23 protein-coding genes are annotated in these 22,789 nt (G+C 60.2%); 11 read left to right on the top strand and 12 right to left on the bottom strand.

Going from position 1 to position 22,789, the window contains the following annotated elements; all coding sequences use genetic code 11:
• The first annotated feature begins 70 nt into the window (after positions 1 to 70).
• Both PL597_RS10165 and PL597_RS10160 read left to right on the top strand, forming a co-directional pair.
• Entirely contained in the window at positions 71 to 586 is a 516-nt protein-coding gene (locus PL597_RS10165) for a MarR family winged helix-turn-helix transcriptional regulator (RefSeq protein ID WP_077982761.1), read from the top strand.
• An 82-nt stretch (positions 587 to 668) separates the two neighbouring features.
• Complete coding sequence (locus tag PL597_RS10160) at positions 669 to 1,328, top strand: glutathione S-transferase family protein (RefSeq protein ID WP_271365081.1); 660 nt, start codon at positions 669 to 671, stop codon at positions 1,326 to 1,328.
• Positions 1,329 to 1,468: 140 nt separating this feature from the next.
• On the opposite strand, the gene PL597_RS10155 is transcribed toward PL597_RS10160, so the two are convergent.
• Positions 1,469 to 2,089 (bottom strand): glutathione S-transferase family protein, encoded by a 621-nt coding sequence (locus tag PL597_RS10155; RefSeq protein ID WP_077982763.1) that lies wholly within the window; start codon positions 2,087 to 2,089, stop codon positions 1,469 to 1,471.
• 134 nt (positions 2,090 to 2,223) lie between these two features.
• Positions 2,224 to 3,222: an asparaginase gene (locus tag PL597_RS10150; protein WP_269833734.1), complete on the bottom strand. Its 999-nt coding sequence runs from the start codon at positions 3,220 to 3,222 to the stop codon at positions 2,224 to 2,226.
• 73 nt (positions 3,223 to 3,295) lie between these two features.
• Between PL597_RS10150 and PL597_RS10145 the strand changes: the two genes are divergently transcribed.
• On the top strand, positions 3,296 to 4,048 hold the full coding sequence (locus tag PL597_RS10145) for a DUF3750 domain-containing protein (RefSeq protein WP_162520405.1): 753 nt from the start codon (positions 3,296 to 3,298) through the stop codon (positions 4,046 to 4,048).
• Between the two features lie 4 nt (positions 4,049 to 4,052).
• Here the strand turns inward: PL597_RS10145 and PL597_RS10140 are convergent, their stop codons facing one another.
• Positions 4,053 to 5,396: a chloride channel protein gene (locus PL597_RS10140; protein WP_191216974.1), complete on the bottom strand. Its 1,344-nt coding sequence runs from the start codon at positions 5,394 to 5,396 to the stop codon at positions 4,053 to 4,055.
• A 140-nt stretch (positions 5,397 to 5,536) separates the two neighbouring features.
• On the opposite strand from PL597_RS10140, the gene PL597_RS10135 reads away from it, so the two are divergent.
• On the top strand, positions 5,537 to 5,809 hold the full coding sequence (locus tag PL597_RS10135) for a YlcI/YnfO family protein (RefSeq protein ID WP_142912384.1): 273 nt from the start codon (positions 5,537 to 5,539) through the stop codon (positions 5,807 to 5,809).
• A complete protein-coding gene (locus tag PL597_RS10130; RefSeq protein ID WP_142912383.1) occupies positions 5,806 to 6,105 on the top strand; it encodes a type II toxin-antitoxin system RelE/ParE family toxin in 300 nt (99 codons plus the stop codon). The genes PL597_RS10135 and PL597_RS10130 overlap by 4 nt, the downstream gene beginning before the upstream one ends.
• A gap of 3 nt (positions 6,106 to 6,108) precedes the next feature.
• On the opposite strand, the gene betA is transcribed toward PL597_RS10130, so the two are convergent.
• The 3 genes from betA to betI form a co-directional block, all read right to left on the bottom strand.
• Entirely contained in the window at positions 6,109 to 7,758 is a 1,650-nt protein-coding gene (betA, locus tag PL597_RS10125) for a choline dehydrogenase (protein WP_271365079.1), read from the bottom strand.
• A 218-nt stretch (positions 7,759 to 7,976) separates the two neighbouring features.
• Entirely contained in the window at positions 7,977 to 9,458 is a 1,482-nt protein-coding gene (gene betB / locus PL597_RS10120; RefSeq protein WP_271365077.1) for a betaine-aldehyde dehydrogenase, read from the bottom strand.
• Positions 9,459 to 9,469: 11 nt separating this feature from the next.
• On the bottom strand, positions 9,470 to 10,090 hold the full coding sequence (gene betI / locus PL597_RS10115; RefSeq protein WP_271365076.1) for a transcriptional regulator BetI: 621 nt from the start codon (positions 10,088 to 10,090) through the stop codon (positions 9,470 to 9,472).
• 363 nt (positions 10,091 to 10,453) lie between these two features.
• On the opposite strand from betI, the gene PL597_RS10110 reads away from it, so the two are divergent.
• From PL597_RS10110 to PL597_RS10100, 3 genes are all read left to right on the top strand, one after another.
• Positions 10,454 to 10,690 (top strand): ribbon-helix-helix domain-containing protein, encoded by a 237-nt coding sequence (locus PL597_RS10110; RefSeq protein WP_077982768.1) that lies wholly within the window; start codon positions 10,454 to 10,456, stop codon positions 10,688 to 10,690.
• A gap of 183 nt (positions 10,691 to 10,873) precedes the next feature.
• A complete protein-coding gene (locus tag PL597_RS10105) occupies positions 10,874 to 12,676 on the top strand; it encodes a GGDEF domain-containing protein (RefSeq protein WP_271365075.1) in 1,803 nt (600 codons plus the stop codon).
• A gap of 88 nt (positions 12,677 to 12,764) precedes the next feature.
• Positions 12,765 to 13,778, top strand: a complete 1,014-nt coding sequence (locus PL597_RS10100) for an NAD(P)H-quinone oxidoreductase (RefSeq protein WP_271365074.1) — start codon at positions 12,765 to 12,767, stop codon at positions 13,776 to 13,778.
• Between the two features lie 645 nt (positions 13,779 to 14,423).
• Here the strand turns inward: PL597_RS10100 and PL597_RS10095 are convergent.
• The 5 genes from PL597_RS10095 to PL597_RS10075 form a co-directional block, all read right to left on the bottom strand.
• Complete coding sequence (locus PL597_RS10095) at positions 14,424 to 15,464, bottom strand: sulfate/molybdate ABC transporter ATP-binding protein (protein WP_269825885.1); 1,041 nt, start codon at positions 15,462 to 15,464, stop codon at positions 14,424 to 14,426.
• Positions 15,465 to 15,475: 11 nt separating this feature from the next.
• On the bottom strand, positions 15,476 to 16,348 hold the full coding sequence (gene cysW, locus PL597_RS10090; RefSeq protein ID WP_137409912.1) for a sulfate ABC transporter permease subunit CysW: 873 nt from the start codon (positions 16,346 to 16,348) through the stop codon (positions 15,476 to 15,478).
• A complete protein-coding gene (gene cysT / locus PL597_RS10085; protein WP_142912378.1) occupies positions 16,341 to 17,198 on the bottom strand; it encodes a sulfate ABC transporter permease subunit CysT in 858 nt (285 codons plus the stop codon). The genes cysW and cysT overlap by 8 nt, the downstream gene beginning before the upstream one ends.
• Before the next feature lie 193 nt (positions 17,199 to 17,391).
• Positions 17,392 to 18,417: a sulfate ABC transporter substrate-binding protein gene (locus tag PL597_RS10080; RefSeq protein WP_142912377.1), complete on the bottom strand. Its 1,026-nt coding sequence runs from the start codon at positions 18,415 to 18,417 to the stop codon at positions 17,392 to 17,394.
• Positions 18,418 to 18,662: 245 nt separating this feature from the next.
• Entirely contained in the window at positions 18,663 to 19,103 is a 441-nt protein-coding gene (locus PL597_RS10075) for an RrF2 family transcriptional regulator (RefSeq protein WP_046798546.1), read from the bottom strand.
• Positions 19,104 to 19,307: 204 nt separating this feature from the next.
• Here PL597_RS10075 and PL597_RS10070 point away from each other — a divergent pair, with 204 nt between their 5' ends.
• From PL597_RS10070 to cysN, 3 genes are read left to right on the top strand one after another with little or no spacing between them, the layout of a single operon-like run.
• Positions 19,308 to 20,090: a phosphoadenylyl-sulfate reductase gene (locus PL597_RS10070; RefSeq protein WP_269824455.1), complete on the top strand. Its 783-nt coding sequence runs from the start codon at positions 19,308 to 19,310 to the stop codon at positions 20,088 to 20,090.
• A 27-nt stretch (positions 20,091 to 20,117) separates the two neighbouring features.
• Positions 20,118 to 21,071 (top strand): sulfate adenylyltransferase subunit CysD, encoded by a 954-nt coding sequence (cysD, locus tag PL597_RS10065; RefSeq protein WP_271365073.1) that lies wholly within the window; start codon positions 20,118 to 20,120, stop codon positions 21,069 to 21,071.
• Entirely contained in the window at positions 21,071 to 22,555 is a 1,485-nt protein-coding gene (cysN, locus tag PL597_RS10060; RefSeq protein WP_271365071.1) for a sulfate adenylyltransferase subunit CysN, read from the top strand. The genes cysD and cysN overlap by 1 nt, the downstream gene beginning before the upstream one ends.
• A 32-nt stretch (positions 22,556 to 22,587) precedes the next feature.
• Here the strand turns inward: cysN and PL597_RS10055 are convergent.
• A partial coding sequence (locus PL597_RS10055; protein WP_271365070.1) for a hypothetical protein occupies positions 22,588 to 22,789 on the bottom strand: 202 nt, incomplete at its 5' end.

The raw sequence follows: 22,789 nt of genomic DNA, 5'->3' as shown, positions 1-22,789 counted from the left end.
CAAGTTTTTGACATCCATGTTATTCGCGCTAAATGTGATCGCGAACTGGCAATGAAAGGAACGGCAAAGCGTGGCGAGCGAGGAAAACTGGAACGAGGATCTGCCCGAGGACATCAAGCGGATCGGCAATACGATGACGCGCATGCGCATCATGATCGGCCGCCGCATCATCGGCCGCATGGCGCTTGCCAAGCTCGCTCCGGGTCTTGAACTCTCCCATATAGACGTTCTCGACATTCTGCGCCGCACCGAAGGCGATGTTACCGTGGGTGCGATTGCCGAGGGCATGCGCATCGATCCCTCACGCGGTAGCCGGGTGGTGGCGGATATGGTGGGACGCGGCCTGCTGAAACGCAGCGTTTCCCAGGAAGACGGCCGCCGCAGCATTGTCGAGATTACGCCGCTCGGCACCAGCCTTTTGCAGGAAATGCGCCGGACCAAGATGAGCGTCATCGAGGACGTGATGGATGGCTGGCCGGCGGAGGATGTGGAGACATTCGCCCGCCTGTTCGAACGCTTTATCGACCGTTTCGAATATCGCCTGTCACCGGATACGGACCTATTCGCGGATCAGAAAAAATCATAGTTGGCCCAGGGATCTGCAACTTCACTTTAAAGCGACGAAACCGTAACGTGCGGCGCATCGAACTGGTCAAGGGGTAATTTCGATGTTGACGATTTACGGTGTCTACCGTTCCCGCGCCACGCGCACGCTGTGGCTTGCGGGTGAACTGGGCATAGAATTCAAGCATGTGCCCGTCATACAGGCCCGCCGCCTTGCCGATCCGCTGGCTGCGGATGCGCCGCTCAACACGCTGTCTCCCGCATTTCTCGCCGTCAACCCGATGGGTACCATTCCCTGCATTGAGGATGACGGCATGGTGCTTTACGAATCCATGGCCATCAATCTCTACCTTGCCCGCAAATATGGCGGACCGATTGCGCCGGTCGATCTGAAGGAAGATGCGGCGATGCTGCAATGGTCCTTCTTCGCCGCCACCGAAATCGAGACCAATTCGCTGAAGATTTCCTCCGCCATCGCCGAGGGCCTGTCGGAAAGCGATACTGGTAAGGCTGTTATCGACGTCGCCGCCCGCCTGCTGAAGCGCCCCTTCCGGGTGCTGGAACAGCATCTCGCCACCCATGATCATCTGGTGGGAGACCGTTTCACCGTGGCCGATCTCAACGCGGCGGAAATCGTTCGTTACGCGCAGGGCCACAAACCGCTGTTCGATGCCCATCCGGCGCTGAAAGCCTGGCTGGATCGTTGCCAGGCCCGCACGGCGTTCAAGACCATGTGGGACAGCCGGGCCGCCGAGGCGGCTTGACACGAGCTTTGGGCGCGGACTGGAGACGTCCCTCCGTACTCAACGTCATCCTCGGGCTTGTCCCGAGGATTCAACCACGTCAAATAAAATCAATACGTTGCAGATCCTCGGGACAAGCCCGAGGATGACGACAGTAACTATTAACCCCTCTCGCCCGCAAGCGCCCGCTGCACCGCCGGCCGGTCGTTCATGCGGCGGAAATGGTCGTGCACCTTCGGGAAGCGGGCAATATCCACGCCGTCGCTTTCCAGCCAGCCGGACATGACGAAAAGATAGGGATCGGCAACCGAATAAGCGGTGCCCAGAACCCATGGGCCGTGCAGCATGCCGTGTTCGATCAGTTCGAAGCACTCGCCCATGGTCTGCGGCACTTTCGCCTTCATATCGGCCAGCGAACTTTCCTCATTCGCCCAGCGGCTGCCCCGCCGGCCGTGGGCATGGGCGACATGCACCGTCGAAGAAATGAAGGAGTTGAAGGACTGCATCAACGCGAATTCGAAGGGATCGTCGAGTGGCGCGAGTTTCTTCTCAGGCGCCATCTGGGCGATGAAGGCGAGGATGGCGGGCGTCTCCGTCAGCACGCCGCTTGCCGTTGCCAGCGCCGGCACGCGGCCCTTGGGATTGATCTTTAAAAATGCCTCGGAGCGTTGCTCGCCTTCCGCAAAATTGACGCGGTGGGCCTTGTAAGGCAGGCCGGATTCCTCAAGCACGATATGGCTGGCGCGGGAACAGGAACCGGGAGAAAAAAACAGTGTGAACATGGGTATGCGACCTCCAAAGCAATGAAGCGCCCGTTTCTTCCTCGTACGGACGCCGACCCGCGGCGACCAAGGGATGGCCGTCACACGCAGGGCGCACCATCATCGTGCCGGCAAACGGCCGCGTCAAAGGTTATTTAGAGACCGACGACCCTGACATCGCCGACATGGATGCCGTTCCAGTTGCGCATCTGCCGGTTCGCCATGCCGCTCAGCGCCTGTTGTTCGGCGCTGCCTTCATCGAAATGGCGGGCGAGCAATGCCGAAACCATGGCTTCTGCCGCACGCGTCGTGCCGTCTTCGCATTTCACCGCCATGGCGATGCCCTTTGCCGGCAGGGCGGCGATGAAGACGCCCTCCGCGCCGGTCTTTGCGAAGATTTTTCCCGGCGCGATCTGCATCAGCTTCGTGCAGGCGCGGCCAGTGCCCGCCACGTAAAAGGGTTCAGCCATGCAGGCCTCGATGAGACGACGCGAGGCTTTCGCACGGCCCGGTTCCAGCCCCCTGCCCGTCGCCATTTTCGCGAAACCATGGGCCAGCCCCTTGAGCGGCACGGCATAGGTGGGGATGGAGCAGCCGTCCACGCCGCAATTGTCATGGCCGAGAGTAGCACCCGTCAGGCTTGCCATCGTGGCGCGGATTTCCTGCTGCAGCGGATGATCGTAACCGACATAACCCTCAGGGTCAGTGCCGGCGTGGCAACAGGCGCAGATGAAACCGGAATGTTTGCCGGAGCAATTATTGTGAAGCGCCGTCGGCTTTTCCAGCGTGCGGGCCTGATGGATGATGGTTTTCTGGTCGGAAGACCAATGCGCGCCGCATTCCAGCGTATCCACGTCCCTGCCCGCCTTCGCCAGCATCGAAGCGGCGAGTTCCACATGCGCGTCCTCGCCGGAATGGGAGGAACAGGCAAGTGCGAGTTCGCGGCTGCCGAACTGATAGGCATCCGCAGCACCGCTTTCCACCAGCGGCAGCGCCTGCATGGCCTTGCAGGCGGAACGCGGAAAGATGCCGCGCTCAATATCGCCAGCCGAAAACAGCACGCCGCCATCGCCATCCACCACCACGGCAAGACCATGATGGCGGCTTTCGACCAGATTACCCCTGGTGACTTCGACGGTAACGGAATTGTTCATTTTTGCGGCCTCAAAAAATTCTGATTTCATGTGGTTGATACCGCAATTGATTTTTCGATGCACGGGGCTATCAGTGAAATTTGCAAAACGTCTGCTGCTGGCGATTGCCGTTATCTATCTGCTTCCCGCGCTGGCATCGGCCGGCCTGTGGGCCATGAAGGACCATCCGCGCGGCTGGAATGCCGCGAGATGGTCGTCCTCCGGCATGCTGCCGGCCGCGTCCAGCAACAGAGAAGCCGCCGTCTACGTCTTTTCCGCCATGACCGGCGGTTTCAAGGGCTCGGTCGCCAGCCATGCCTGGGTCGTGCTGAAAAAGCCGGACGCCACAAATTATGACCGTTATGACAAGGTGGGCTGGGGCACGCCGATCCGCCACAATGGTTATGCGGCGGATGCCTACTGGTATTCCAACATGCCGCGTCAGGTGGTGGCCATTCACGGCGCGGAAGCGGAAAAGCTGATCCCGAAGATCGAAAAGGCCATTGCCGACTATCCCTACGGCAAGCCGGGCGGCTATCGCATCTATCCCGGCCCCAACTCCAACACCTTCGTCGCCCATGTGCTGCGCAGCGTGCCGGAACTCGGCGTCGTGCTGCCGCCGGATGCGGTCGGTCGCGATTATCTGCCGGACGGCGCGTTTTACCACATCGCCGACGACTGGAAGGATGTAAGCGTTTCGCTTGGCGGCCTGTTCGGCGTTTCGGCGGGTGCCCGCAGCGGTCTCGAGGTGAATTTTCTCGGCCTTGTCGCCGGCATCGATTTCAGCCGGCCCGGCGTAAAGATACCGGGGCTCGGTTATTTCGGCGTGGCGGGCATCCGCGCGTAAACGGTTACGTTTCGCTGGCCTGAGCGGCGCGTCGGGCGCGGATGCTCTGGGCGATGAAGACCCGCGACAGGCCATGATAAAGCGGCTCGCGGGAGAAAAGCCGCGATGTCAGATATCCCAGCATCGATGCGGCCATGATGGGCATGACGCCTTCATGATTGCCAGTCATTTCAAGGATAATGACAAAGGCCGTCATCGGCGCCTGCACCACGCCCGCAAAATAACCCGCCATGCCGACGATGGCGCCAAGGCCGATGCTGGTGCCGAGCAAGGTGGCCATGGTGCTGCCGAAACCTGCGCCCACGGACAAGGACGGCGCGAAAATGCCGCCGGGAATGCCCGAGATCATGGCAAGGAACGTCGCCGCCAGTTTTTCGATGAAGAAGAAGGTAGGCGCGGCCTCGCCCTCGATTGCGGCGCGCGCCTGTTCGTAACCGGTTCCGAAGGTGGCGCCTCCAGACACTATTCCGATTGCCGCGGAGGCAAGGCCGCAGACCGCCGCCACTGCCAGCATCCGCTTTAACGGCATGGTCTGGGCGAAACGGCGGATGCGCGCAGATAGGCGCAGGGCGCCAGAGCTGAAAAGAGCGCCAAATGCACCACCGCCGACACCGCAGACGAGCACCAGCAGCCAGTCCATCGTCGTTTTCGCCATGACCGAGCTGGTGCCGAAATAGGTATAGCTGCCGACCAGAGCCAGCGAGGCAAGGCCCGACAGGATGACGGCAGTGAGAACCAGACCATTGGCGCGGGATTCATAGGTCTTGCTCATTTCCTCGATGGCGAAGACGATGCCCGCAAGCGGCGTGTTGAAGGCCGCCGCAATGCCTGCCGCCGAACCGGCGAGAATGAGGCCCTTCGCCTGCGCCATGCCGCCCCAGCGGGCTGCCTGCAGCATGATCGAAGCGCCAACCTGAACGGTCGGGCCTTCACGGCCTATGGACGCGCCGGAGAGCAGACCGGCGACCGTCAGCACCACCTTGCCGAAAGCGAGCTTCAGCGACAGAAGTCGCGAACGGTCCGCATCTTCCCGCAGGTGCCGCGCAGCGATGGCCTGCGGAATGCCGCTACCGCCGGCATTGGGGAAAACCGTGATGGCGAGCCAGGCGCAGAGCGTGAAGCCGAGCGGCGTGATGATGAGCGGCAGCAGAAACGCCCATTCCCCCGATGAGGTTGCCGCGAAGAAAAGGTGCTGGGCCCGATCCGCCGCCCACGCAAACCCGACGCTGATAAGGCCAACCGCAATCGCACCTATCCAGAAAACCGCCCTCGGCCTCCACACCCGCCATGAGCCCCAGACAACACGGGAACGGCGGAGCATCTTCAGCTTCTTGTAATCGGCGGGCATGGCAATCCGGATCGGTAATTGGTGTTCAAGGCGGGTGTTCGTTATCGGCCTCCCGGACGGTGATTGCAAGTTTTGCATTTGACAATTCCATCCAGCCGGGTCAAGTTGTGCATCGCAATTGCAACGCAAGGAGATGCAACATGAAAACGGCGACACTTCCCTCGCTGCGGGTGACGGCCGATTTTCGCGAAGCAGCGGAAAGCGTGCTGAAGGATGGCGAGACGCTCTCCTCTTTCGTTGAAGATTCCGTACGACGGCAGGTAGAAATCCGTAAATCGCAGGCGGAGTTCATTGCGCGGGGCTTGGCTTCGCTAGAAGAGGCTGAACGAACAGGCGTGTACTATACGACCGACGATGTCCTCTCGATGATGGAACGGAAGCTCGATGCGGCAAAGGCTGCAAAGCGCAAATGACATATTCGCTTCGCTATACCCAGGAAGCGTTAGATGACTTTGATCGCATTTATGATTTTCTGATTGTTTACGATATCGATGTCGCGGACAAGGCGATCCGCGCTGTCAGGGCGGGCCTCGAGATTTTGACCGACTTCCCGTTCAGCTGCCGCAAGGCATCCCCTGACAACAGCCTGATACGCGAACTCCTCATACCTTTCGGTTCATCAGGCTATATCGTGCTGTTTCGCATCGACAGCCCGGAAACCGTCACAATAGCCGCCGTTCGCCACCAGCGCGAGGATGATTATCATTGATTCTCACCGGTCGCTGACGGCCGCACGCGGGTTCGCCCACGGCTCCTGATTGGAGCGGGGCAGCGGGGTTTTGCCGAGAATATAATCAGCGGCTTTTTCGCCCGTCATGATCGAGGGGCCGTTGAGGTTGCCGTACGTCACGTGCGGGAAGATCGAGCTGTCGGCGACCCGCAACCCCTCCACCCCGATCACCCGGCATTCGGGATCGACGACCGCCATCGGGTCGTTCCGGTCGCCCATCCGGCAGGTGCCGCAGGGGTGATAGGCGCTTTCCAGATGCTCGCGCAAAAAGGCGTCGATCTGTTCGTCCGTCTCGATGTTTTCACCCGGCTGGATTTCCGGCCCGCGAAAATCGTCGAATGCTTTCTGGCCGAAAATCTCGCGCGTCAGGCGCACGCAATGGCGGAATTTTTCCCAGTCTTCCGGGTGGCTCATGTAGTTGAAGCGGATTACCGGATCATCCGTCGGATCGGCGGAGCGAAGCGTGACATTGCCGCGCGATTTCGACAGGTTGTAACCCACATGCGCCTGGAAACCATGGCTTTTCGCTGCCGCCTTGCCGTCATACGAAATCGCGACGGGCAGAAAATGATATTGGATATCAGGCTGTTTCAGGCCGGGCGCGGAGCGCAGGAAGGCGCAGGCCTCGAACTGGTTGGAGGCGCCGAGCCCGCCTTTCGACAACAACCATTGCGCACCGGCTACGCCCTGCCAGAACCATGGCAACCATGAATAAAGCGAGACCGGCTTGGTGGAGACCTGCTGGAAATAAAACTCCATGTGGTCCTGAAGATTGGCGCCGACACCGGGGCGATCCGACTTCACCTCGATGCCCATGTCTTTCAGATGCGCGGCAGGGCCGATGCCCGACAACATCAGCAGTTTCGGCGAATTGAAGGAGGATGCGGACACGATGACTTCACGACCGGCCTTGATGGTTTCCACCACGCCCCTTCGCTCGATCTCGACACCCACGGCACGACCGTTCTCGATGACGATCTTGCGGGCAAAACCATTGACCAGCGTGACGTTGCCGCGCTTCAGCGCCGGTTTCAGATAGGCGTTGGCGGCGGACCAGCGGCGACCATTGTGAATCGTCTGCTCCATCAGGCCGAAACCTTCCTGCTTGGAGCCGTTATAGTCATCGGTCAGTTCGAAACCGGCCTGCGCGCCGGCCTGAATGAAGGCGTGAAACAGCGGATTGTTGACCGGCCCGCGCTGTACATGCAGCGGCCCTTCCGTACCACGCCAGCCCTCCTCACCGCCATGGCTGTGCTCCATGCGCTTGAAATAAGGCAGCACATCCGCATAGGCCCAGCCATGCGCGCCAAGCTCTTCCCAGCGATTGAAATCCTCCGCATGGCCGCGCACGTAAACAAGGCCGTTGATGGAGGACGAGCCGCCGATGACTTTTCCGCGCGGGGCGGTGATGCGGCGATTATTGAGATTGGGCTCTGGTTCGGAGAGATAACCCCAATTGTAGCGCTTCATGCTCATCGGCCAGGCGAGAGCCGCCGGCATCTGGATGAAGGGGCCGAAATCGGAACCGCCGGCCTCGACGACGATGACGGAATAGCGGCCATCTTCCGACAGGCGATAGGCGATGGCGGAGCCTGCGGAACCGGAGCCGACGATGACGTAATCTGCTTGCATTTCGAAACATCTCCAGAATGAACATCTGCGCCTGTGGCTTCACCCCCCTCTGTCCTGCCGGACATCTCCCCCTCAAGGGGGGAGATCGATCTGCGGCGAGGTCGCGCCCATCTCAACGCTAGCGAATGAAGTGGTGGTGGCGCCGCTTGCCGATCTCCCCCCTTGAGGAGGAGATGCCCGGCAGGGCAGAGGGGGGTGAAGCCCCACGCACCGCCCCATCAATAAGGCGCGTCCACCTTCCCCGTGCTCACATAAACCGTCTTCAACTCGCTATAATGCTCCAGCGCCGCCGCCGAATTCTCGCGTCCGAAGCCGGATTGTTTCGAGCCGCCGAAGGGAATTTCCACCGGGCAGAGATTGTACGTGTTGATCCACAGCGTCCCCGCCTCCAGTTGATCCACCACACGGTGAGCGCGGGCGAGATCAGCGGTGAAGACGCCGCCGGCCAGCCCGAACTCGGTGGCGTTGGCGCGGGCGAGAACCTCTTCCTCGTCGTCAAAATCCAGCACGCACATGACTGGGCCGAAGATTTCTTCACGGGCAATGGTCATGTCGTCGGTGACATCGGCAAACACGGTCGGCTGAACATAGGCGCCCTCGCCCGCGACATTGTTGGGAATGCCGCCGCCGGTGATGAGGGTCGCGCCTTCCGCCTTGCCCTTCTCGATATAGGAAAGCACTTTCTCCTGCTGGGCCTTGGAGACCAGCGGGCCGAGATGGGTGGCGTAATCCAAGGGGTCGCCAAGGATCATCGCCTCAGTGCGCTTTTTCAGGTTTTCGAGGAAACGTTCCTTCGCCTTTTTCTGAACGAAGACACGCGTGCCATTGGAGCAGACCTGGCCGGAGGAATAGAAATTGCCGAGCATGGCCCCGCCGACAGCGCTTTCGATATCGGCATCGTCGAAAACGATCATCGGCGACTTGCCGCCGAGTTCCATCGTCACATGTTTCAGATGCCCGGCGGCGGCGGCAGCCACCTTGCGGCCGGTCGGGACTGAGCCGGTGAGCGAAACCTTGGCGACATCCGGGTGGTTGACGAGCAGCGGCCCGGTATCACGATCCCCCTGAATGACGTTGAACAGGCCCTTTGGCAGACCGGCTTCGATGAGGATTTCGGCGATCTTCAAGGCGCCAAGCGGGGTGTTTTCCGAGGGCTTGAAGACCATGGCGTTGCCGGCGACCAGCGCAGGCGCGGCCTTCCAGCAGGCGATCTGCTGCGGATAGTTCCACGCGCCAATGCCAACGCAGACGCCGAGCGGCACGCGCTTGGTATAGGCGAAATCGCCACCGAGGGGGATGTAATCGCCATTCAGAGCCGAAGGCGCTATGCCGCCGAAAAATTCGAAGGCATCCGCACCCGAGGTCGGGTCGGCGACGATGGTTTCCTGAATGGGTTTGCCGGTATCCAGCGTTTCCAGCGTGGAAAGCGCATCGTTGCGTTCGCGCATGATATCGGCGGCGCGTTTGAGGATGCGGCCGCGCGCCATGGGGCTCATCGCCGCCCATTCCTTTTGGGCGCGCTTGGCCGAGGCGATGGCACGCTCGACAATCGCCGGCGTTGCTGCGTGAAGCCGGGCGATGATCTCACCGGTTGCGGGAAAGACGCTGTCGAACGGCGTGCCGGTATTATCTTCGACATAATCGCCGTCGATGAAATGCGAGGCTTTCGGCTGCGCCCTGAGCGGCGTGGCGATGGTCATGTCGAAGTCTCCTAGAGAATACGGACGGACGGCTTGGCGCGCTGTCCATCGGGAAAAGATTTGAGCTGCGTGTCGAAATAGTCCTCGACGAGCGCCGGCGCGGAAGCGAGGCCGAGCGGCGCGGAACGCAGGCTGTGCCTGATATAAAGCCCGTCGATCAGCGCCGCCGCCCCTTCCGCAATGCGCGCGGCATCATCGGGCGGGCAGAGCCGGTTGAGGCTCGCCATGAGGTTGGAGCGCAGGCGGCGGGAATAAATGACCAGCAGGCGGCGCGTTTCTTCCGAGCGCTGCGCCTCGACGTAAAAGGCGAGCCACGCCGCCACCGTTTCCGGCGTGAACTGGTCGCTCTGGAAGGAGACGTGCACGATGGCGCTCAGCTTTTCGCGCGGACCGGAGGCGCGGATCAATGCCGCCACGGCATCACGCCTCAGATCGCGCAGCAGGCTGCGAATGGTTTCCAGAAGCAGCTGCTGCTTGCTGCCGAAATAATGATGCGCAAGGGCCGCCGACACGCCCGCTTCCCGGGCGATGTCGGACATTGTCACATTCAGCGAACCATGGTGACCTATGGTGCGCAGTGCCGCATCCACCAGCGCCTTGCGGCGCAAAGGCTCCATTCCGATCTTGGGCATAAGCGTCTCCTTGATGGCGGGCAAAATATTCTTGATTGATCAATCAATCAATAAAAAACGCGTCATTTTTTGTCGCTGATTTGCGATAGATCATATTTTCTGCCGCCGGGGAGCTTTAGGTTGCCGCTCATCCGCCCAGCATGGCGAGCCACGCCGCCGCCCGGCTCACGCGGGAAAAACTAAACCGTGATTTACTGCGAATTGGGAATGGAACGCGTTTCGTGCTAATATTGATGGCGATATAAATTTCGCTGGAAGCGGCGCCAGACGAAAGACGATAAAAACGCCCGCCATAGACCACGACGGCACCCGATCCCATACATCGAAAGACCGTTCGCAGTGTTTAAAGAAGGGAGTGATATCATGCCAATGGTGACAGTGTCGATTTCCCCGGAACAGGCAGCAAGAATGCGCGAGGCCGTGAATTGCGGCGCTTACGCATCCGGCAGCGAGGTCGTCAGGGCAGCGCTGAGACTATGGGCTGCCTCCGCCGAACATGGCGTCGGCGCAACGTCGACCGAACCTGTCGAAGCGGACCGGGAACGCATGAATGTTGCGGAACTTTATGCCGCACACACCGGGCATATCCGCCGGGCATAAGGCCCGGCGTAACAACCTTCCATATTGAAAGGGTTGTAACAAAACGTTCATCAAAGCTTCATAGTCGTGAAAGCTTTTGTTGACCTGTAATCTGCGATTGTTCGCCGCAAAAGAGACGGGTTCCCGATGGCGCATTCCATACGGCGCGCCACCAAAGGGACCGGCAACAGCGGAGAAATAGAAATGCAGGCCGTCACGCTGGAGAACGATGTCATAAGGCGTTTTGCCTCCGGGCATATGTTTCCCATGGCGAAACTGGTGCTTGAAACGGCGTTTCAGCCGATTGTCGAGGCGACGACAGGCACGATCTTCGGTTATGAATCGCTGATGCGCGGCCATGACCGGCTCGGTTTTTCCAGTCCGCTGGCGCTTCTCGACCAGGCTGCCGCAGATGGCGAGTTGAAGGCCTTCGAGCAGATGCTGGCAAGCCGCGCGCTCGCGAAATTCTCCACGCTGCCCGACTTCTCCTCCGCCACCCTGTTTCTCAATCTCGATGTGCGGCTGATCCCGCATGGCGACGCCATTTTGGACAAGCTCGTCGGCTATCTGGCGCGGGCGGGCATACCGGCCTCCTCGATCTGCTTCGAGCTTTCCGAACGTTTCGACAATACCAGCGTGCCGGAATTCACGGCGCTGATCGCCCGCATGCGCAAGGAAGGCTTCAAGCTGGCGATCGACGATTTCGGCGCCGGCCATGGAGAGATGAAGCTGCTCTGCGACTTCCCGCTGGATTACCTGAAGATCGACCGGCATTTCATCACCGGCGTCGACCAATTGCCGCGCAAGCAGCACCTTGTGCGCAACATCGTCAATATCGCTCATATTCTCGGCGTCAGGGTCATTGCGGAAGGTATCGAAACCGAGGCGGAGTTTTTGACCTGCCGCGAATTCGGCGTCGATCTGGTGCAGGGCTGGCTGATCGCCAGACCGACGGTCTTCACCAGCGAATTGCCCGAAAGTTTTCCGCACCTCAACCGCATGGGCGTGGCGCGGCGCAACAGCCAGACGCTGGACGAGATTCTTATCCGCCGGGAAATAGAACGCCTTCCCACCGTATTCGAACATGACAGCGTCGATAGCGTCTTCGAGCTGTTCCGCAGAAATCCGCAGCAGGCATTCTTCCCGGTTCTCAACGCCAATGGCGAACCGCGCGGCGTCATCAACGAATATCACCTCAAGGAATATATCTACCGGCCCTTCGGCCGCGATCTGCTCAAGAACAAGATCTATGAGCGCACCATTTCCCATTTCGTCGACCCCGCACCGATCGTCGGCCTCGACGCGGATGCGGACCAGCTGATGAACATGTTCGCCAGCATGGGCGGCAGTGCCTGCATCATCCTGACCGAAAACATGCGTTATGCCGGCATCGTTTCGGCCGCCTCGCTCATCAAGGTCATCAATGAAAAACAATTGAAAATGGCGCAGGACCAGAACCCGCTGACGGCGCTGCCCGGTAACCGGGCGATTGGCGGCTTCATCGCCGACAGCTGCAGCGACGGCGACGAGACGCGTTTCTTCTGCTATTGCGACTTCGATAATTTCAAACCCTTCAACGACAAATACGGTTTCAACGCCGGTGACCACGCCATCACCCTGTTTTCAGCGCTGATGCGGCGTTACTTCTTCGCTGGCGACTGCTTCCTTGGTCATATTGGCGGCGACGATTTTTTCATCGGCGTGCGTGACTGGTCGGTGGAGGAATTGACGGAAATCCTCGAGCGGCTGCTCAGCGATTTCCACGACGATGTCGCCGGGCTCTATTCCGACGAAGACCGTGCTGCCGGATGCATGAAGGGGCAGGACCGCAACGGCGATGAACGGGACTTTGCGCTGCTGCGCTGTTCCATCGGTGTCCTCACTTTGCCGAAAGGGTCGATCATCGCCAATCCCGAACGAATCGGCAGCGAGATTGCCGGTGTGAAGGCGGCCGCCAAGGAAAACGAAGGCGGTCTCGTCGTCACGGTCTTCGGCGAGACAAATTGACACTCGCGACCAACGGCCTCCTTCCCTCGAGCACACATCTGACCTACATCTTCGGGTGAGGCCGACAAGTGAGGAGTTGCCCCTGCCCATGTCCGACACCAAGACCCTGCCCGAAATAATGCGCTTCATCGACCTGCCGTCCCATGGTGGCCCGGAAGTGATGCAGTCTTCAAAAGCGCCTTTACCGAAACCCGCCAAGGGGGAGATATTGGTGAAGGTCGAGGCGGCTGGGGTCAACCGTCCCGACGTCGCGCAAAGACAGGGCATCTATCCGCCGCCAAAAGGTGCAAGCCCGATTCTCGGGCTGGAAATCGCCGGCGAGGTGGTCGCGCTCGGTGACGGCGTCACCGAATTCAAGCCAGGCGACAAGGTCTGCGCGCTCGCCAATGGCGGCGGTTATGCGCAATATTGCGCCGTTCCCGCCGGGCAAGCCCTGCCCTTCCCCAAGGGCTACGATGCCGTCAAAGCGGCCGCGCTACCGGAAACCTTCTTCACCGTCTGGGCCAACCTCTTCCAGATGGCGGGCCTGACGGAGGGTGAGACCGTGCTCATCCACGGCGGCACCAGCGGCATCGGCACGACGGCGATCCAGCTTGCGAAAGCCTTTGGCGCGGAGGTTTATACAACGGCGGGCTCAGCGGAAAAATGCGAGGCCTGCGTGAAGCTCGGCGCTAAGCGCGCGATCAATTACCGCGAGGAGGATTTCGCCGAGGTCGTGAAATCCGAAACCGGCGGCAAGGGCGTCGATGTCGTTCTCGACATGATCGGAGCGGCCTATTTCGAAAAGAACCTTTCAGCACTCGCCAAGGACGGTTGCCTCTCCATCATCGCCTTTCTGGGTGGTGCGACGGCCGAAAAAGTCGACCTGCGGCCGATCATGGTCAAACGCCTGACCGTCACCGGCTCGACCATGCGGCCCCGCACCGCCGACGAGAAGCGCGCCATCCGCGACGAGCTTGTCGGAGAGGTCTGGCCGCTCATCGAAAACGGAAAGGTTGCACCCGTGATCAACCGGGTGTTCACCTTGGACGAGGTCACGGAAGCGCACCGGCTGATGGAAAGCAGCAGCCATATCGGCAAGATCGTGATGAAGGTGTCGTGACGAGTGCCTCTTGCATTACTGACGAATCGTACTACCTTCTAATTATGTTCAACGTATCGGAAGGAGGTGATCCAATGTCTAGTGAGATTTCGGTCTCTGGTGCAGGCAATGGAAAGGGTGGTTTTGCGACGGGGCAGCCCTCGTTGTAAGCCTCTTCTGCCTTCGGAACGTTGAGAAACAGTCCCGGGTCTGTAAACAGGACCAAACTCATGGAAGGGTCGCTTCGGCGGCCCTTTTCCGTTTCTGCGTATTGCTTTGAGTATTGGGGAGATCTGCGCCTCGAGTGCCGGTGCGGTTCTCTCGCGACGAGAAAATCTCCTTAATCACATCGCAGCTCACCGCAGTTGAAACCATCGACGGTTCTGGGTGTCGTTACCCCCCTCTGTCCTGCCGGACATCTCCCCCTCAAGGGGGGAGATCGTTCCGCGGCAAGGTCTCGCGCATCTCGCTGGTCGAAAATGAAGTGGCAAGAAAGCCTCTTGCCGATCTCCCCCCTTGAGGGGGAGATGTCCGGCAGGACAGAGGGGGGTAACGACACCCAGAACCGTCGATGGTTTCAACTGCGGTGTAAAGTGGAATCGGAGTAAATGTGGCGCGCGTTAGAAAGCGACAAATCATCAACTGCCAACTGCGGTCACGTCTCCCTTATTTCTTCCCGAACACCTTCCACCGCGTCGGGCGGAAGCGCAGTTGCGCGCCCACGGCCACGGCGGCGTCAAGCGGCACTTCGATTTCGAGGTGATAGGGCTCGTGGCCGTTATTGGCGATGTCGATTTCGGCGATGCGGGCGCCCGCGAGGCGGCGACAGGTGGTGACCTTGCCGTAAAGCGCGTCCTTCTCCTCAGTCAACACCACATCTTCCGGACGGAAGAAAAGCTCGCCCTCGCCTGTGCCGTTCTCGTCGATGCCGATGCTTTCGCCCTGGAACAGCACGTGGCCGTCGCGGATCGCCACCGGCAGGTTGGAGGATTCGCCGATGAAGGAGAAGACGAAGGGGGAGTTGGGCGTGTCATAGACATCATCCGCCGTGCCGACCTGCTCGATCTTGCCCTGGCTCATGACGACGACGCGGTCAGCCAGTTCCAGCGCCTCTTCCTGATCGTGGGTGACGAAGACAGTGGTGTGGCCGGTACGGTCGTGGAACTCGCGCAGCCAGCGGCGCAGCTCCTTGCGCACCTTGGCGTCCAGCGCGCCGAAGGGCTCGTCGAGAAGCAGGACCTTCGGCTCGATGGCGACGGCGCGGGCGAGCGCCACGCGCTGACGCTGACCGCCGGAAAGCTGCGAGGGGTAACGCTTCTCAAGGCCGGAGAGATGCACCATGTCGAGAAGTTCGGAGACGCGCCTGCGGATTTCCGCATTCGGCGGACGCGTGGCGGAGGGGCGTACCTTGAGACCGAAGGCGATATTGTCGGCCACCGTCATGTGGCGGAACAGGGCGTAATGCTGGAAAACGAAACCGACATTGCGCTCCTGCACCGTGCGGTGCGAGGCATCCTCGTCGCCGAAGAAAATCTGGCCGGTCGTCGGCTGATCGAGACCGGCGATAAGACGCAAAAGCGTCGTCTTGCCGGAACCGGAAGGACCGAGCAGCGCGATCAGCTCGCCGGAACGAATGTCGAGCGACACGTCGTTCAGCGCCGGAAAGCGGTCGAACTGCTTGGTGATGCCGGAGACTTTCACTTCCATGAAGATGCCTTTCAATGCTTGCCGGCTGCGTTGCCCGCGCCAAAGCGTAGTTCGAGAATGGTTTTGAGAACGAGCGTCACCAGCGCCAGACCGGCGAGCAGCGTCGCCACAGCAAAGGCCGCGCCGATATTGTACTCATTATAGAGTATCTCGACATGCAGCGGCATGGTGTTGGTCTCGCCGCGAATATGACCCGACACCACAGAGACGGCGCCGAACTCGCCCATGGCGCGGGCGTTGCAGAGCAGAACGCCGTAGAGCAGACCCCATTTGATATTGGGAAGCGTGACGTACCAGAAGGTCTGCCAGCCGGAGGCGCCGAGCGAAATCGCCGCCTCCTCATCGCCATTGCCCTGATCCTGCATCAACGGGATAAGTTCGCGCGCGACAAAGGGAAAGGTGACGAAGATGGTGGCGAGCACGATGCCGGGCACGGCGAAGAGGATTTCTATGCCGTAGCTCTTCAGCCATGGCCCGAGCACGCTATGGGACGAGAACAGGATGACATAGACCAGACCTGAGATGACCGGCGAGATCGAGAACGGCAAGTCGATCAGCGTGATCAGGAACGCCTTGCCCTTGAACTCGAATTTCGCGATCGCCCAGGCGGCCATCACCCCGAAGATCAGGTTCACCGGCACGGAAATGGCCGCGACGAGCAGCGTCAAGCGGATGGCGGAGAGTGCGTCGGGTTCGACAATCGCCTCCCAGAAGGCGTCTGCGCCCTTGCGGAAGGCTTCGAAGAAGACCGAGACCAGCGGCAGCACGAGAAAAGCCGCAAGGAACAGGAAGGCTATCGCAATCAACGCCAGCCGGGCGGGAAGGCTCTCGCTGGCGGGATCGCGGAACGGCCGGGGGGATGTGCGGGAAACGGTCTCAGACATAACCGTACCTCCTGCGGCTCCAGGCCTGAATGAGATTGATGAGGAACAGCATGGCGAAGGAGATGATCAGCATGATGGTGGCGATGCCCGTCGCGGCCGCATAATTGAACTCCTCCAGCCGGATGACGATGAGGAGCGGCGCGATTTCCGAGACGTAGGGAATATTGCCGGCGATGAAGATGACCGAGCCGTATTCCCCAACGCCGCGCGCAAAGGCGAGCGCGAAACCCGTGAGGATGGCGGGCGTGAGGCTCGGCAAAAGAACGCGGCTGATAGTCTGAAAACGATTGGCGCCAAGCGTTGCCGCCACCTCCTCCACCTGCCGGTCGATCTCCTCCATGACAGGCTGCACGGTGCGGACCACGAAGGGCAGGCCGATGAAGATCAGCGCGATGACGATACCGGTCGGCGTAAACGCGATCTTGATGCCGAAGGGTTCGAACAGCGAGCCGACCCAGCCTCTGTTAGCATATAGCGTGGTGAGCGCGATGCCCGCCACCGCCGTCGGCAGGGCGAAGGGCAGATCGACGATGGCGTCCACAAAGCGGCGGCCGGGGAAGCGATATCGCGTCAGCACCCAGGCGACGATGACGCCGAAGACGGCGTTGACCAGCGCGGCAAGAAATGCCGTGCCGAAACTGACACGCAGCGCATTCAGCGTGCGGCTATCCGTGGCGATTGCAATGAAATCTGAAAAACCGAGTTTCGCCGTGGACCATATGAGACCGCCCAGCGGAATAAGAATGATGAGAAACAGATAGGTCACGGTGTAACCAAACGTCAGGCCGAAGCCCGGTATGACGCTCGACTGCCGCCATTTCCACCTGTTTCCGGATGTATTATTGCTCATCAAGGCTCCGGATAAACTTTGTTCTATTTTATTTTCAGGACAGAAACCGGGGTCGGTTGTCCTGAAGATGCCCTATGGGACCCGGTATTCCCGGCGTCCATTACAAAGTATCGACCGGCACGGGGTCCGGTCGATCAGGCTTTCATCGCCTTGTCCCCGCGGACGGATGACGACGTTTCACCCCATCATCCGCTTACTTGGCGGGCTTGTAAATCTGGTCGAAGATGCCGCCGTCACCGAAATGTTCAGGCTGCGCCTTCGCCCAACCGCCAAACTGCGGGTCGTCAATGGTGACGAGCTTGATCTCGGGCAGCTGCTTGAGCAGATCCTTGGAAACCGCAGCGGGATTGGACGGGCGGTAGAAGTGTTTCGCCGCAATATTCTGGCCCTCGTCGGAATAGAGATATTGCAGATAGGCTTCTGCCACCTTCCGGGTGCCCTTGGCATCGACATTGGCGTCAACCACGGCGACCGGCGGTTCCGCAAGGATCGAGATCGGCGGCACGACGATATCGAAAGCGTCAGCGCCGAATTCCTGACCGGCGAGATAGGCTTCGTTTTCCCAGGCGAGCAGCACGTCGCCGATCTGGCGCTGTGCGAAGGTCACCGTGGAGCCACGGGCACCGGTATCAAGAACCGGGGCGCGCTTGTAAAGCTCGCCGACATAGGCCTCGATCTTGTCCTTGTCGCCCTTGAACTCTTCGTTCGCCCAGGCCCAGGCCGCCAGGTAGTTCCAGCGCGCGCCGCCAGAGGTCTTTGGGTTCGGCGTCACGATCTGCACATCGCCCTTCACCAGATCGCCCCAATTATGGATGCCCTTGGGGTTACCCTTGCGAACGAGGAAGACGATGGTGGAGGTGTAAGGCGAGGAATTATGCGGCAGGCGGGTGCGCCAGTCCTTGTTGATCTTGCCGGAGTTCTGAACGATGGCGTCGATGTCGCTCTGCAGCGCCAGCGTCACCACGTCGGCTTCCAGACCATCGATAACCGAACGGGCCTGCTTGCCGGAGCCACCATGCGACTGCTGGATGGTGATATCCTCGCCGGTGTCGGCCTTCCACTTCTTGGCGAAGGCTTCGTTGAAATCCTTGTAGAGTTCACGGGTCGGGTCGTAGGACACGTTGAGCAGCTTGGTCTGCGCAGCGGCCGAGCCAGCGCCGCCAAGCGCCAGTGAAAGGCCAAGCGCCACAACGCTCAAACCGGACAGAAGCTTGGACATCGGTATTCCCTCCTGATTGCGACGGCTTAACTCTACCGGTTGGGTAGAGTTGGTCAATGAGGCCGGATACGATCGAAAAACTGTTTCCCGAGAGCGTTTTTCCGGGCAACAAAAACAGCGCAGCGTAAGCGAAAGGCGCAACAAGCGTCGTGTAAAACTTTGCTGAATGCAAAAGCGTTTCACATTTTTGATGATTTTTTGCCGCTATGGCGGAAAATATTATGAGGTTTTAGACGATTTTTTCGTCAGGCTGTCAGAAGCTCGGGCACTTCAACACCCGCCACGGCATCGGCGATGGTGGTGTTGAAAAGAATGTTGCGGGTGGCGTCGGCCACGCGGGCGAAGACGTGGCGGATTTCGCACTGCTTTTCGCCATCGCAATCCTCGCAGCGGCGATAGGCGGTCTGTGACAGGCAGGGCAAGGGCGCGAGCGGCCCGTCGATGAGGCGCAGCACTTCGCCGAAGGTGATGTCCGATGCCGGGCGCGCCAGAAGATAACCACCCTGCTTGCCGCGCCGGCTTTCGACCAGGCGTTCCTTCTTCATTTCGAGCAGGATCTGTTCCAGAAACTTTTTCGGAATGGCCTGTTCGCGGGCAATGTCGGAAATCTGCACAGGACAGGCGCCGTCGGCCTTGGCCAGCGAAAGGAGCGCCCTCAGCGCGTATTTTGCCTTCTGCGAAATCATCGTAAAACCAGTAGACCACAAGCCCGGATACCCGGCAATTCCCGCTTAGCGCAGAAGTTGTCACAATTCAAATCCAAGCTGCAAAGAAGGTGAACGGGCATCTTTTGCTCATAGATCGTGCGCGTGAGGCATTTTTGCTCTGAAGTGCAGCGCACAAAGACTGTCATTTCTGTTCGCATAGCCGGATTTCAACAATAATCGGCCATGGAAATCCCGGACGTGACAATGACGATCAATTCAGCAAATGCCTCCGCCGATGCCGCTTCTCTCGACGCCACGCTTGCCGGGCTCGATCTTTCGGGTCGGCTTTCGTTTATCGCCGGCCTTGGTGGGCGGGCGGTGTTCACCACCAGCCTCGGCATCGAGGATCAGGTCATTACGGCCGCCATCGGCACGCACCGCCTGCCGATCGACGTCGTGACGCTGGAAACCGGCCGGCTGTTCAAGGAAACTGTCGATCTCATCGACGAAACCGAAGAGCGTTTCGGCATCGAAATCCGCCGTTTCCGTCCCGAACAGGACGATATCGACGCCTATGCCAAAAAATACGGCCTGAACGGTTTTTACGAAAGCGTAGAAGCCCGTCACGCCTGCTGTCATGTCAGAAAGCTGATCCCGCTTGGCAAGGCGCTCGAAGGCGCCGTCTTCTGGATCACCGGCCTCCGTCGCGGACAGTCGGGCAATCGCGCCACGACGCCGTTTGCCGAATTCGACGCGGATCGCAATCTCATCAAGATCAATCCGCTGGCTGACTGGGATATCGACCTCATCCGGGCGCATGTCGCCCAGGAGAACATTCCCGTCAATCCGTTGCATCAGCGCGGTTACCCCTCCATCGGCTGCGAGCCCTGTACGCGCGCCATCAAGCCCGGCGAACCTGAGCGCGCCGGACGATGGTGGTGGGAAAACGACGAGAAGCGCGAATGCGGTCTTCATGTCGCCGGTGCGGAGCAGACACCCGCCGTTTCCGCCATCCCGCAACGATAATCATTCAGACCATTTCCGGAGTTCACAATGTCCAACGCAGTCCACGAGACGGACAGCAAGAATACTGTCGCATCCAAGCCGCCGCTCGATCCCCATCTGAAGGCGCTTGAAAACGAAGCTATTCATATTTTCCGCGAAGTCGCCGCCGAATTCGATAATCCCGTGATGCTCTATTCCATCGGCAAGGATAGTTCCGTGCTGCTGCACTTAGCGCGCAAGGCCTTCTTCCCGGGCCGCGTGCCCTTCCCGTTGCTGCACGTCAATACGGGCTGGAAGTTCAAGGAAATGATCGAATTCCGCGACAAGATCGTCAAGGAATATGATCTTGACCTGATCTCCTATACCAACCCGCGCGGTGCGAGTGAAAACGTGACGCCCTTCACCCATGGTTCGGCGCTTTACACCGACATCATGAAGACCGAGGCGCTGCGTCAAGCTCTCGACGCCGGCCAGTTCGACGCAGCCTTTGGCGGCGCACGCCGTGACGAGGAAGCGAGCCGCGCCAAGGAGCGCATCTATTCCTTCCGCACGCCTGACCATAAATGGGACCCGCGCAACCAGCGCCCGGAATTGTGGAACATCTATAACGGCATGGTCCGCAAGGGCGAAAGCGTGCGCGCCTTCCCGCTCTCCAACTGGACCGAAGTGGATATCTGGCGTTACATCGAGGCGGAAAACATTCCGCTGGTGCCGCTCTATTACGCTGCCGAGCGTCCCTATGTTGAACGCGACGGCATGATTATCCTTGCTGAAGACGAGCGTCTGGAGCTTCTGCCCGGCGAAGAGATCAAGCATGGCTCGATCCGCTTCCGCACGCTCGGCTGCTTCCCGCTCACCGGTGCGATCCGTTCCGAAGCGGCGACGCTTCAGGAGGTGATCGCGGAACTCGAAATCGCCACCGTTTCCGAACGACAGGGCCGTGCGATTGACCGCGACCAGTCCGGCTCGATGGAGAAGAAGAAGCGCGAGGGGTATTTCTGATGAGCGCTGCAGCTGCCAACACCCCCTCCTCTTCCGCCACCATTCTGCCGTTTGCCGAACATTCGAAGGCGGCCCGCGACACGCGTCCGCTTCGCCTCATCACCTGCGGCAGCGTCGATGATGGCAAATCGACCCTGATCGGCCGTCTTCTCTGGGACACCAAGGCCGTCAAGGAAGACCAGGCCGCCACCCTGCATCGCGACAGCGGCAAGCAGAACGATCTCGGCCTGCCCGATTTCGCCCTGCTGCTCGACGGTTTGCAGGCCGAGCGCGAACAGGGCATCACCATCGATGTCGCCTATCGTTATTTCGCAACCGACCGGCGGGCCTTCATCGTTGCCGACACGCCCGGCCATGAGCAATATACCCGCAACATGGCGACCGGCGCTTCCACCGCCGATCTTGCCGTGCTGCTCGTCGATGCCCGCACCGGCATTCTGGAACAGACCCGCCGCCACGCCACCATCGCGGCGCTGATGGGCATCCGGCAATTCGTGCTGGCCGTCAACAAGATCGACCTGACGAATTACGACAAAGCCGGTTTCGAACTGATCGCCCACGAGTTCCGCGATTTCGCCTCCAACCTCGGTATCAAGCAGATCACCGCCATTCCGATGTCGGCGCTGAAGGGTGAAAACGTCGTTCTCTCCGGCAAGGCCGCCATGCCCTGGTATGAAGGCCCGACGCTGGTGGAAACGCTCGAATTGGCCACTGTTCGCTCCGCGCAGTCCGGCGGCTTCCGCCTTCCGGTGCAGCGCGTCTCGCGGCCGGGTGAAAGCTTCCGTGGCTATCAGGGTACGGTTGCCGGCGGTTCGGTGAAGCCCGGCGACAGCGTCGTCGTCCTGCCTTCCGGCATGGTCGCCAACGTCAAGCAGATCGTTACCTTCGATCTGGTGCGCAATGCCGCCGTGGCGGGCGATGCGGTCACGCTCGTCCTCGACCGTCAGGTGGACGTCTCGCGCGGCGACATGATCGTTTCCATTGAGGCGCAGCCACAGACGGGCCTTGCCTTCGACGCGCAGATCGTGGCCTTGCAGCCCGGCGGCATCGAAGCGGGCAAGCGCTACTGGCTCAAAAGCGGAAGCCGCCGCCAGCGTGTCAGTGTGCAGCCCGTCAGCCAGCTGAACCTGAAGGAAGGCGAATGGCAGGCGCATGAAACCGCACTGCCGATGAACGCCATCGGCAAGGTGCGGCTTTCTTTCGATGAGACGGCGATCTTCGATCCCTATGAACAGAACCGCGCGACCGGTTCCTTCATCCTGATCGATCCCGACACCAACAACACGGTCGCGGGCGGCATGATCGCCGGCAAACGCAGTTTCGGTGCGTCGGAAGAACAGGGCGACCGGGTCATTCTCTCACTGCCCGCCGATCTTGCGGAAAAACTGCTGGCCAGCGAGCTCCTCGCCAAGCACCGCGACGAGATCGACATCCGCCGCACCGACGGCGCAACGGCCGCGCGGCTGATCGGCGATCTGGGCTGACACGCCCCCCTCAAACAAACAAAAGGCGACCGTCAAAGCGGTCGCCTCAGACCGCTGACAAACCCGTCGATATTTTCGGCGGGTTTTTTCTTTTTCGGGATGATGACGTTTTGTTGTCGTCTTTTGCGGGTGAACGGGAGATAAGATGAGCCTCGTTTCCTCATCCCTAGGCGGGTTTGGGTGCTTTCGTGAGCGCCATCGCTATTTTCTTGATGTTCTGGGCGCTCGCGGCGA

The sequence above is a fragment of the Agrobacterium sp. ST15.13.013 genome, assembly GCF_027956525.1.
GTDB classification, from domain to species: Bacteria; Pseudomonadota; Alphaproteobacteria; order Rhizobiales; family Rhizobiaceae; genus Agrobacterium; species Agrobacterium salinitolerans.
The sequence above is the reverse complement of the archived record's forward strand: the minus strand, read 5'-3'. Positions and strand labels throughout refer to the sequence as shown.

Coding starts and splice junctions, on each gene's coding strand:
- PL597_RS10160 (WP_271365081.1), top strand. CDS start 669: ATGTTGACGATTTACGGTGTCTACCGTTCCCGCGCCACGCGCACGCTG.
- PL597_RS10155 (WP_077982763.1), bottom strand. CDS start 2,089: ATGTTCACACTGTTTTTTTCTCCCGGTTCCTGTTCCCGCGCCAGCCAT.
- PL597_RS10150 (WP_269833734.1), bottom strand. CDS start 3,222: ATGAACAATTCCGTTACCGTCGAAGTCACCAGGGGTAATCTGGTCGAA.
- PL597_RS10140 (WP_191216974.1), bottom strand. CDS start 5,396: ATGCCCGCCGATTACAAGAAGCTGAAGATGCTCCGCCGTTCCCGTGTT.
- PL597_RS10135 (WP_142912384.1), top strand. CDS start 5,537: ATGAAAACGGCGACACTTCCCTCGCTGCGGGTGACGGCCGATTTTCGC.
- PL597_RS10130 (WP_142912383.1), top strand. CDS start 5,806: ATGACATATTCGCTTCGCTATACCCAGGAAGCGTTAGATGACTTTGAT.
- betA (WP_271365079.1), bottom strand. CDS start 7,758: ATGCAAGCAGATTACGTCATCGTCGGCTCCGGTTCCGCAGGCTCCGCC.
- betB (WP_271365077.1), bottom strand. CDS start 9,458: ATGACCATCGCCACGCCGCTCAGGGCGCAGCCGAAAGCCTCGCATTTC.
- betI (WP_271365076.1), bottom strand. CDS start 10,090: ATGCCCAAGATCGGAATGGAGCCTTTGCGCCGCAAGGCGCTGGTGGAT.
- PL597_RS10110 (WP_077982768.1), top strand. CDS start 10,454: ATGCCAATGGTGACAGTGTCGATTTCCCCGGAACAGGCAGCAAGAATG.
- PL597_RS10105 (WP_271365075.1), top strand. CDS start 10,874: ATGCAGGCCGTCACGCTGGAGAACGATGTCATAAGGCGTTTTGCCTCC.
- PL597_RS10100 (WP_271365074.1), top strand. CDS start 12,765: ATGTCCGACACCAAGACCCTGCCCGAAATAATGCGCTTCATCGACCTG.
- PL597_RS10095 (WP_269825885.1), bottom strand. CDS start 15,464: ATGGAAGTGAAAGTCTCCGGCATCACCAAGCAGTTCGACCGCTTTCCG.
- cysW (WP_137409912.1), bottom strand. CDS start 16,348: ATGTCTGAGACCGTTTCCCGCACATCCCCCCGGCCGTTCCGCGATCCC.
- cysT (WP_142912378.1), bottom strand. CDS start 17,198: ATGAGCAATAATACATCCGGAAACAGGTGGAAATGGCGGCAGTCGAGC.
- PL597_RS10080 (WP_142912377.1), bottom strand. CDS start 18,417: ATGTCCAAGCTTCTGTCCGGTTTGAGCGTTGTGGCGCTTGGCCTTTCA.
- PL597_RS10075 (WP_046798546.1), bottom strand. CDS start 19,103: ATGATTTCGCAGAAGGCAAAATACGCGCTGAGGGCGCTCCTTTCGCTG.
- PL597_RS10070 (WP_269824455.1), top strand. CDS start 19,308: ATGGAAATCCCGGACGTGACAATGACGATCAATTCAGCAAATGCCTCC.
- cysD (WP_271365073.1), top strand. CDS start 20,118: ATGTCCAACGCAGTCCACGAGACGGACAGCAAGAATACTGTCGCATCC.
- cysN (WP_271365071.1), top strand. CDS start 21,071: ATGAGCGCTGCAGCTGCCAACACCCCCTCCTCTTCCGCCACCATTCTG.